Below are 8947 nucleotides of genomic sequence, written 5' to 3'. Positions count from 1 at the left end.
GGCAGCGCCGTCAGGCCGACGGTGGCTGGGTGGGAATTTCCTGGCCGCAGGACGTGGGCGGCCGCGGTCTATCGGTGCTCGAGCAAATCATCTGGTTCGAGGAATATGCCCGTGCCCGTGCCCCCTCGCCGCTGAATGCCTCGTTCGTCGGCCTCAACCACGCCGGCCCAACTCTGATCGCCTGCGGCTCTGAGCCGCAAAAGCACCAACACCTACCGAAGATTCTGTCGGGCGAAGTGATCTGGTGTCAGGGGTTCTCCGAAGCCAACGCCGGCTCCGATCTGGCCAGCCTCAAAACTCGCGGCCGCATCGAAGGCGACCAGTTGGTCATCAACGGCCACAAGATCTGGTCGAGCTTCGCCGACATCGCCGATTTTCAGGAACTGCTGGTCCGGACCGATCCCGACGCCAAGACCTCGGCGGCACTGTCATGGGTGATTTGTCCCATGAACACACCCGGCATCACGGTACGCCCCATCCGCACCCTGGCGGGGCCACGCAAGTACTGCGAGGTCTTCTACGACGACGTTCGAATACCGCTCGCCAACGTGGTCGGCGGTCTCAACAACGGCTGGGCCACTGCCATGTCGACGCTCGGCTTCGAGCGCGGCACAGCGGCGCTCGCGTTGCTGATCGGGCTGACGCTGCAGGTAGAAACATTGCTGGCCGCCTGCCCCGAGCAACGACCGTTCATGAAACAACGAATCGCTCGGCTGCGCGCCGAAGGTCAGTCCATTCGCGCCATGACTTATCGATTCGCGCTGGATGCAGAACACTCCGTACCGGATGCCGGCGGTTCGATCGTGCGCCTGAGCTTCGCGGAGTTTGCTCAACGCGTCACGGCCGCCGCGATCGATTTGTACGGCCTCGATGCGCCCGAGGTGGTCGGCATGCACGGCTGGGGACACGACTATCTCGACGCGTTCTCCGAAACCATCGCCGGCGGCACCGCCGAGATCCAGCGCAACATCATCGCTGAGCGTGTCCTGGGCCTGCCGCGCGGGCCGCGATAACCGCACCCGGTAGCACACGACAGACTGTAGACGCCACCCGCATTGACTCGAACGGCACTGGACGATGCAAGCGTCGAGCGCGTCGCTACCATTCCAGCGTCCCTCCTTGGGCGCTACGCACGCTATGAACACTCCCACTCTGTCCTCCTCTGCCCCCGTGGCATTGATCACTGGCGCCAGCGCCGGCATCGGCGAAGCCATCGCCCGTCGTTTCGCTCGGGGAGGCTATCGAATCGTCGCGGTCGCGCGTCGCCAATCGCGGCTGGATCAACTCGCCGCGGACCTGTCGCCGCTGACTGAAATACGCACGCTCGCTGCAGATGTGACAGCGACGGATACAGCCGAGCGCGCGGCCTCACTCGCGATGTCAGCCTTCGGTCGCCTCGACTGCCTGGTCAACAATGCGGGCTCCGGCAAGTGGGCGCCGGTGCATGCCACCGACGACGCGACGCTCGATGAAGTCATCGACACCAGTCTGAAGGCACCGTTTCGCTTCTGTCGTGCAGCCGTACCTCGCATGACCTCGGGCAGCATCATCAACGTCGGCTCGACGTTCGGCCTGCTCGGCGGATTGGATGGCGGAATTTACTGCGCCGTGAAGGCCGGCCTCGTTGGTCTGACGCAAACCCTGGCCGCCCAATATGGTGTCAATGGCATCCGCGCCAATCTGGTGGCGCCAGGCGTCATCAAAACAGACATGACCAAGGACTACTGGGACGCCGCGCCGTTTCAGCGCTTGAATCAGGAAATGACGCCACTGAATCGCGAAGGCACCGTGCAAGACGTGGCCAACGCCATTTTCTTTCTCGCCTCGGAGGAAGGCAGCTACATCACCGGACAGACCATCGCGCTCGATGGCGGCTGGACCACAACCAAGTATCTCAGCCGCGAGGCGCTGCTCGCCGCTCGCGTGCAGAGCACCTGAGCCATGGATTTCCAGTGGAACGCCGAGCAGCTCGCTTTTCGTAACAAGGTGCGGTCGTTCGTTGCCGAACATTTGCCCGCAGATTGGGAAACCCAAGCGCATGGCCCGGCGTCGGAAACGCAAAGCCACTTCGCCGTCAAATTCTGCGGGCGCCTGGCTGAGTACGGCCTGCTGGTGCCTCATTGGCCGACGCGCTGGGGTGGCGCGGATGCGGATCCTTGGACGGCGTTCATCCTGGCCGAAGAGATGTGGGCCGCCGGCGAGCCGCGTGGTGGTCAATATATGAACGTCAACTGGATCGGCCCGACGCTGATGCGCTTCGGCTCGGAGCAGCAACAAGAACGATACATTCCGCCGATGGCTCGCGGCACCACCTTATGGTGCCAGGGATTCTCGGAGCCCGAAGCCGGCTCCGATCTCGCGTCGTTACGCACCCGAGCGGAGAAGATCGGTACCAGGTATCGGATCAACGGGCAGAAGATCTGGACGTCCTACGCGTCGCACGCAGAGACGTGTTTCCTACTCGCCCGTACCGGCGCGGGTCGTGATGGCATTTCGATCTTTCTGGTGCCGATGACCACGCCAGGCATCATCGTTCGTGAGATTCCAAGCTTGATCGGCGCGGGCGACATCCACGAGGTGTTCTTCGACAACGTCGAAGTTCCCAGCAATGCCCTGCTCGGTGAAGAAGGACAAGCGTGGCAGATCGTGCGTACCGCGTTGTCTTTGGAGCGCGTCGGCATTCCCCGATTCGCACTCGCTGCGAGGATGTTGACGCGTGCGGTCGATCGACTGCGACGTGCTGGGCGGTTGTTCGAATCTGCCAGCGAACAAGCGACTCGTGCGCGCGCTGCCTGCGAAGCGGCGCGACTGTATAGCTATCACATCGTCGACCAACGACGACACGGTCATCCGCCGGGACCTGAGGCCAGCGCGGCCCGCTACGCGACGGTGCTCGCTGAACGATACGTCGCCGAGTTCGTGGTCGAGCATCTGCCCGAAGCGTTGGCAGGTGGCGATCCGCTGCTGCAAGCTCATCACCAACGCGCGGTGGTCGCCGGCATCGCCTCAGGTGCCGCGGAAATTCAACTGAACCTCATCGCCTCCGAGCTGCTCGGATTGCCGCGGGAGCCTCGCTGATGGATTTCACGCTCAACCCGGATCAGGCGGCGCTGGATGGTGCCGTCGAACGCCTGGCGGCGGCGTTCAGTAGCAAGCCCACCGAGTTTCACGGCTTCGCGTTGCTGAGCGATGCGCTCGAGCAGGCGCTATTGGAAGCGGAGTTTTTTGATATTGCGTTGATTCCGGAGTTCGGGCCGCTGAGCGCGGCCATTGCTGTCGAACGCCTGGCTCGACTGCCTTTCACCGCCGAGTTCGCGTTGTCCATGCTGCTGCGTCCGCAGTTGCATGGCGACTGGCCTCGCCCGCTCGCGATTGTCGAGCGTGGCCGCCCGTCGCGCTTTCTGGCTAGTGCCAAGACCGTGCTCATCATTGATGAGCACAGTGTCGGCATCGCGCAACTCGATCCGGTACACGTTGAGTCGGTTGATTCTTTGTTCGCTTATCCGATGGCACGGTTGAAGGGTGCTGTGACGACGGTGGCACTATCAGACACTGAAGCTGCGAATGTGCTCAAGTGGTCGCGGATTGCGCTTGCTGCGGAAACGTCGGGGTTGTTGCATGCGGCGATCGCATCGACGGTCGAGCATTTGAGTTTACGGAAACAATTCGGTCGCCCGCTCGGCGCGTTTCAGGCGCTCCGGCATCGGCTAGCCGAGTGCGCCGTGCTGGCCGGCGGCGTTCGGTGGCTCGCCTTCCAGGCCGCCAGCACCGCTGACGACAGCGATGCCGCGCTGGCGGCGTTTCATGCACAGGACAGCGCGACACGGATCGTCTATGACTTGCACCAGATGTTTGGCGCGATGGGCATGACGCTCGAGCATCCGTTACATCTATGGACGTATCGACTGAAGTCGCTGCTGTCCCTGCTGGGTGGACGCGGCGGCCAAGCCCGAGCCGCGGCGTCTACGACGGCATCATCTCCGGCGCCAGCAACTGCTCCGTGACCAGGTCCTGCCAGAAATCCTTCGGGATCTCCGTCCGCAGCCCTTCCATGCAACGCGTGAGGCTCGAACTCGTGCCGGCGCCCAGCAACACCGAAGCAACGGCCGGCGACGACAGCGGAAACTGCAGCGCGGCGGCACTCAGTGGAATTTCATAGCGCTCGCAGACTGCTTGGAGCTGCCGAACCTTCTGCCGCACCTCTTTCGTTGCTGGCCCATAGTTGTACCGTGCGTCCGGCGTGTCTCCCGTCGCCAGGATGCCGGAGTTGAACACGCCACCGACAATGATCGAGGCTCCCTGCTTAGTGCAGCGTTCGAGCAGCGGCTTCACGGCGTCTTGTTCGAGCAACGTGAATCGGCCTGCAAGCAAGAAGGCGTCCGGGTTGCCGTAATCCAGACACTCCAAACACGCCGCGACTTCGTTGACACCCAGCCCGTACGCGCGGATCGCGCCACTGCTGCGTAATTCTTCCAGCGCCTTGAGGCCGCCGTTCTTGAACACGTTCAACTGACGAGTCGCGTCAGCACCATGCAAGAACACACCGATGTCGTGAACCAACAAGACGTCGATGCGACTGAGTCCCAAGCGCTGCAAGCTCATTTCATGGGAGCGCATGACGCCGTCGTAGCTGTAGTCATAGACGGAATCGAACGGCGCCGGGTCGTAGAAGATGCCATCCTCTTGCGCCCCGCCGGGCGCAGGCACCATCAATCGACCGACTTTCGTCGATAACACGAAATCCTCACGGGGATGATCACCGAGGTACGAACCCAAGCGACGCTCGCTGCGGCCCCGGCCATAGAACGGTGCGGTGTCGAAGTAACGAATGCCCGCCCGCCACGCGGTGTCGACCAAGCCGGCAGCGTCGGCATTGGTAATGCGACGAAAGAAATTGCCGAGCCCGCCCGCCCCGAGGCTAGCCACCGTCACCTTCAAGCCGCTGCGGCCGAGGGGACGCTCCGCAAGTGAGCGCTGCGTAGTCGTTGCCGAGTCCGTCATGACTTGCTCCTTGAAGGCTTCAGGCCATCACATCCGACGCCGGCCGTTCGCACATCACGGTGAAGGCTTCGGTCAAGTACGGTGAGATCACCATCTGCGGCGTGTTCGAGCGTGCGATGACTTCCTTCAGCACCGCCGCGATGTCATCGGTCTCGATGTTGTAGTACGCGATGTATCGATACTTCAGGCCAAGCGCTGCCGGCCCACACAACGACAGCCCGGTCTCCGTCATCGTCATCTGCGTATCCGCCACTTTGCAGCGGCCTGCAGACACGATGCCAGGAATCCGCAGCAGGTCCTGCAAATGAACGGTGTCGTACCACTCATTGAACTCTTGCTCGTGCGCCGGATCGCAGTTGGTCAGAACGGCCCAGGTGTACTTACGCATGCTGTCGTCCTCGATGAATTACTTCGACCCAGCGGGTCGAGCGAACGCGACGATATAGTCACCGCGCGCCGTCGGAATGTAGGGATGGCCGCCCGCCGCAATCACGACGATCTGCCGGCCGCTGCTCGGAGAAAGATAGGTCATGGGCGTCGCCATGCCGGCCGCGGGCAGTTGCGTTTGCCACAACAACTTGCCGCTCACCGTCTCGAACGCGCGCAAATAACGATCCTGAGCCGCAGCAATGAACGTCAACCCACTCTGAGTGACCAGCGAGCCGCCGCTGTTCGGCGTTCCCAACGGCAGCGGCAACAACGACCGCAATCCCAACGGACCACTTTCACTCGCCGTGCCCAACGGCTGAGTCCACAGCAGTTTCCCAGTCGTCAAATCGACAGCACTGAGTCGCCCATACGGCGGACGATTGCATGGTGCGACCAATGGAGAAAAGAACGGCCCGGACTGACCGCCATAGGGCGTCCGCGCGCCGGGCGTCAATCCGCCCACGTGACTACTACCCGCTTGATCAGAACTAAACGGCTTGAGCCCCAGCGCATCCGCCTGCGCTCGTGGCAACAGACTCAGATAATTGAAAACATGATTGGTGTTCAACACCAACACACTGCGACTCACATCGACGGACACACCGCCCCAGTTGGACCCGCCCATGTAACCCGGGGTGCTAATGGTCGGTACCAGCCCCGGTGGCGTGAAGTGTCCTTCATAGTGCGCCTCGCGAAACTTGATTCGACACCACAACTGATCGAGCGGCGTGATGCCCCACATGTCACGCTCATCCAGCACCGGGCCGCGAAACGACGGCAGACCGACCGTGAATGGTTGTGTCGGATGCACGCGATCTTCCGGCACACCGCCAGTTTGCGGCACCGGGCGTTCCTCGACCGGCACCACTGGTTCGCCCGTCTCGCGATTCAACACGAACAGTTCGCCGCGTTTAGTGGTTTGAATCACCGCCGGCACGCTGCCGTTGGCAGTTGGGTAGTCGACCAAGGTCGGCTGCGAGGCGACGTCGTAGTCCCACAAATCGTGGTGGACCGTTTGAAACGCCCAACGCACGCGGCCAGTCGACGCTTCGATGGCGACTACCGCGCTCGAATAGGCATCGTCAAACTCGCGCCGGTATCCGCCGAAATAATCCGGTGTGGCATTGCCAGTGGCCACGAACACCAAATCGAGCGACTCATCCGCACTCATCGGCGCCCACGCGTTCGGCGTGGCGGGCGTATATGTCTCGCCCTCGGGTGGTTCACTCTGTCGATCTGGCCGGCCCATATCGAATGCCCACACGAATGCACCGGTCACGGCATCGAACGCACGCACTACACCCGCAGGCTCGCCCCAGTATTGGTTGTCGGCGATCCAGCCACCGATGACTAATTTCCCGCTGACCAACGTTGGTGCCGAAGTGACGTAGTAGTAGCCGTCCTCCACCTCCCCCATACCTTTGCGCAGTGAGATCTCGCCGTTCGTGCCGAAGTCCTGACAACGTCGACCATCACGTGCGTCGATCGCAATCAACCGAGCATCGAGCGTGTTGGTGTAGATGCGCTCCGCACAGGTGCCGGTGCGCTCGGGCACGCGATAATAAGCAACCCCGCGACAAGCTCGATGCGGCGCCTTGTTTCGATCGACGCCCGCGGCGAAACGCCACTTCTGTTGGCCAGTCTCAGCGTCCAACGCAGCCACATCGTTGTTCGAATTGCAGACATACAGCGTGTCATCGATCTTGAGCGGCGTGACTTGCATGCTGTCGGTGGGGCCCAGACGCGCGGTCCACAGCAGCTCGAGCTCGGCCACGTTGCCCGGATCGATCTGGCTGAGCGCACTGAAACGCGTGCCGCCCTGATCGTTGCCGTAATGAAGCCAGTCACCCGATGGAGTCGTCTCGACCGGCCGTGGCGTGCCCGACCAGTGCGCCGTACCCATCGCATACATCGGGTCGGCGGGCAGATCGCTCGTGAAGTGATGTAACAGTGCGCCGACGCCAATAGCGGCCACGACTGGGACGAGGGTCGCCAGCCACGAGCGCCGCCGCACGGGCGAGATGAGAGCATCGCGTATCGGCGAAAAACAAACGACGGCGCCGAGCACCAGTAGCAAAGCCACTCTGGGCAACAACGCCCAACCATCGAGCCCGACTTCCCACACACCCCACACAACCGTGCCGAGCACCGTCGCTGCCGTGAGCAACACGCCAAGTTCGCGACGACACCAGAGCAGCACGCCGGCAGCGAACAAGCTCACGCCTGTGATGAAGTAGTACGCGGAGCCGCCCAGCTGCCACAGCTGGGCGCCACCGAAAATCAGTGCCACTGCAAGCATCACGACCAAGCACGCGCACACGCGCAATAGCACCATCGCACGCAAGGAAGTCGACGCCTCCGTCATTTAGAACACGCAGGCGATCTCGGCGCGACTGCCGCGATCGCTCAGTAGCGAGGTACTTCGGTGGCCACCGACGCTTGCGGGAAACACAGCAGCTCCAGATAGTGGCCATACAACGGGCGTGCATCCACGTACGCGTAGTAGCCACCGAAGCCTTCCATGTCGATGGGCACCGGCCAGCGAGCCTTCAGTTGCGCGAGCGCAGCTCGATATTTGTCCAACGACGCGATGTGACGACCGGTGTGATGAAACCGCATCTGAAATTCAGAACCGGTCAGCACGCTGCGATAGATATCGACATCGCCGGACAACGGCTCGATCACTTCGAACTGAGTGTCGGCCTTGAACGCCAAGCCGAAATGACCGACGGCTGTCTGCGTGGCGCTGAACGGCACGCGATGATCGCGCAGCTCTTTGAACGGCCCCAGGTCATGCGCTGCTCTGAGCTCTGCGATGGCGCGGTCAAAGTCATTCGTCACGTAGCACAGTTGCAGAAAGTCCTGACTCATCGTAACTCCGTCAGCTCGCGATGCTGGCTTTGGGCAGACGGCTCGCTTCGAAAGTGCAGCCCGGCAACGTCTCCTGGATTTCGATCAGGTTGCCTTCCGGATCCTGACCATAGATGGCTTTGACGATGCCCACATCGACCGGCTTGCCCCGGCCATGTGGGCGGTCGAAGCGCATGCCCAGCGTGCTCAAGCGCTCCACCTCCATCTCGATGTCGGTCACATCCACACAGAAATGGGTGTAGCCATGCTCATACGGAGTTCGTGGCCGCATCGAATCGTCGGGCTTCGGTGCGCTGTACTGAAACAGCTCGAGATAGCAGTTGCCAGCGATCAGCATGCAACTGCGCGCCGCCGAACCCGGCACGTCGACGATCTCATCGATCTGTGCATTGTCCTGCCAGCCGCCCGCGAAGCCGGGATCGACGAAGCCGAACGCGTCGATGTAGAACTGTTTCATACGCTCGAGGTCCCGCACATGGACCGTAAAGTGATGAATGCCACGGATCATTGAGCTCTCCCCCCAGTCAGCCGATCAGAACCGATAACCGAACTCCACGCCCCAGGTGCGGCCTTCCGCCGGCGAGGCGAGATAGCCCGCCGGGCCAGTCTGCGCCAACACGTTGCCGAAGTAATGTTCGTCGGTCAG

9 protein-coding genes are annotated in these 8947 nt (G+C 62.1%); 4 read left to right on the top strand and 5 right to left on the bottom strand.

The genetic code is table 11. From position 1 onward, the window contains the following. From JNL55_RS35305 to JNL55_RS35290, 4 genes are all read left to right on the top strand, one after another. A partial coding sequence (locus JNL55_RS35305; protein ID WP_293866082.1) for an acyl-CoA dehydrogenase family protein occupies positions 1 to 1013 on the top strand: 1013 nt, incomplete at its 5' end. Between the two features lie 124 nt (positions 1014 to 1137). Beyond that, complete coding sequence (locus JNL55_RS35300; RefSeq protein WP_293866079.1) at positions 1138 to 1938, top strand: SDR family NAD(P)-dependent oxidoreductase; 801 nt, start codon at positions 1138 to 1140, stop codon at positions 1936 to 1938. A gap of 3 nt (positions 1939 to 1941) precedes the next feature. Beyond that, a complete protein-coding gene (locus JNL55_RS35295) occupies positions 1942 to 3078 on the top strand; it encodes an acyl-CoA dehydrogenase family protein (protein ID WP_293866077.1) in 1137 nt (378 codons plus the stop codon). After that, the gene (locus JNL55_RS35290) at positions 3078 to 4004 is read left to right on the top strand and encodes an acyl-CoA dehydrogenase family protein (RefSeq protein WP_293866074.1); all 927 of its coding nucleotides are present in this window, start codon (positions 3078 to 3080) and stop codon (positions 4002 to 4004) included. The genes JNL55_RS35295 and JNL55_RS35290 overlap by 1 nt, the downstream gene beginning before the upstream one ends. Here JNL55_RS35290 and JNL55_RS35285 read toward each other — a convergent pair. Genes JNL55_RS35285 through JNL55_RS35265 form a run of 5 tightly spaced genes read right to left on the bottom strand, consistent with a single transcriptional unit; the run spans position 3964 to position 8809 of the window. After that, entirely contained in the window at positions 3964 to 5001 is a 1038-nt protein-coding gene (locus tag JNL55_RS35285; protein WP_293866071.1) for an aldo/keto reductase, read from the bottom strand. The two genes, JNL55_RS35290 and JNL55_RS35285, sit on opposite strands and share 41 nt — an antisense overlap. A 19-nt stretch (positions 5002 to 5020) precedes the next feature. After that, complete coding sequence (locus JNL55_RS35280; RefSeq protein WP_293866068.1) at positions 5021 to 5389, bottom strand: DUF4286 family protein; 369 nt, start codon at positions 5387 to 5389, stop codon at positions 5021 to 5023. An 18-nt stretch (positions 5390 to 5407) separates the two neighbouring features. After that, positions 5408 to 7795: a membrane-bound PQQ-dependent dehydrogenase, glucose/quinate/shikimate family gene (locus tag JNL55_RS35275; RefSeq protein ID WP_293866065.1), complete on the bottom strand. Its 2388-nt coding sequence runs from the start codon at positions 7793 to 7795 to the stop codon at positions 5408 to 5410. A gap of 41 nt (positions 7796 to 7836) precedes the next feature. Continuing rightward, the gene (locus tag JNL55_RS35270) at positions 7837 to 8301 is read right to left on the bottom strand and encodes a VOC family protein (protein ID WP_293866062.1); all 465 of its coding nucleotides are present in this window, start codon (positions 8299 to 8301) and stop codon (positions 7837 to 7839) included. 10 nt (positions 8302 to 8311) lie between these two features. Then, complete coding sequence (locus JNL55_RS35265) at positions 8312 to 8809, bottom strand: VOC family protein (RefSeq protein WP_293866059.1); 498 nt, start codon at positions 8807 to 8809, stop codon at positions 8312 to 8314. Between the last annotated feature and the right edge of the window lie 138 nt (positions 8810 to 8947).

This window comes from Steroidobacter sp., assembly GCF_016790065.1.
Classification (GTDB): Bacteria; Pseudomonadota; Gammaproteobacteria; order Steroidobacterales; family Steroidobacteraceae; genus Steroidobacter.
Note: the sequence above shows the minus strand (reverse complement) of the source record. Positions and strands in the feature narration are given on the sequence as shown.

Bases quoted from the DNA above. Each gene is read 5' to 3' on its own strand.
- JNL55_RS35300 (WP_293866079.1), top strand. From the start codon at position 1,138: ATGAACACTCCCACTCTGTCCTCCTCTGCCCCCGTGGCATTGATCACT.
- JNL55_RS35295 (WP_293866077.1), top strand. From the start codon at position 1,942: ATGGATTTCCAGTGGAACGCCGAGCAGCTCGCTTTTCGTAACAAGGTG.
- JNL55_RS35290 (WP_293866074.1), top strand. From the start codon at position 3,078: ATGGATTTCACGCTCAACCCGGATCAGGCGGCGCTGGATGGTGCCGTC.
- JNL55_RS35285 (WP_293866071.1), bottom strand. From the start codon at position 5,001: ATGACGGACTCGGCAACGACTACGCAGCGCTCACTTGCGGAGCGTCCC.
- JNL55_RS35280 (WP_293866068.1), bottom strand. From the start codon at position 5,389: ATGCGTAAGTACACCTGGGCCGTTCTGACCAACTGCGATCCGGCGCAC.
- JNL55_RS35275 (WP_293866065.1), bottom strand. From the start codon at position 7,795: ATGACGGAGGCGTCGACTTCCTTGCGTGCGATGGTGCTATTGCGCGTG.
- JNL55_RS35270 (WP_293866062.1), bottom strand. From the start codon at position 8,301: ATGAGTCAGGACTTTCTGCAACTGTGCTACGTGACGAATGACTTTGAC.
- JNL55_RS35265 (WP_293866059.1), bottom strand. From the start codon at position 8,809: ATGATCCGTGGCATTCATCACTTTACGGTCCATGTGCGGGACCTCGAG.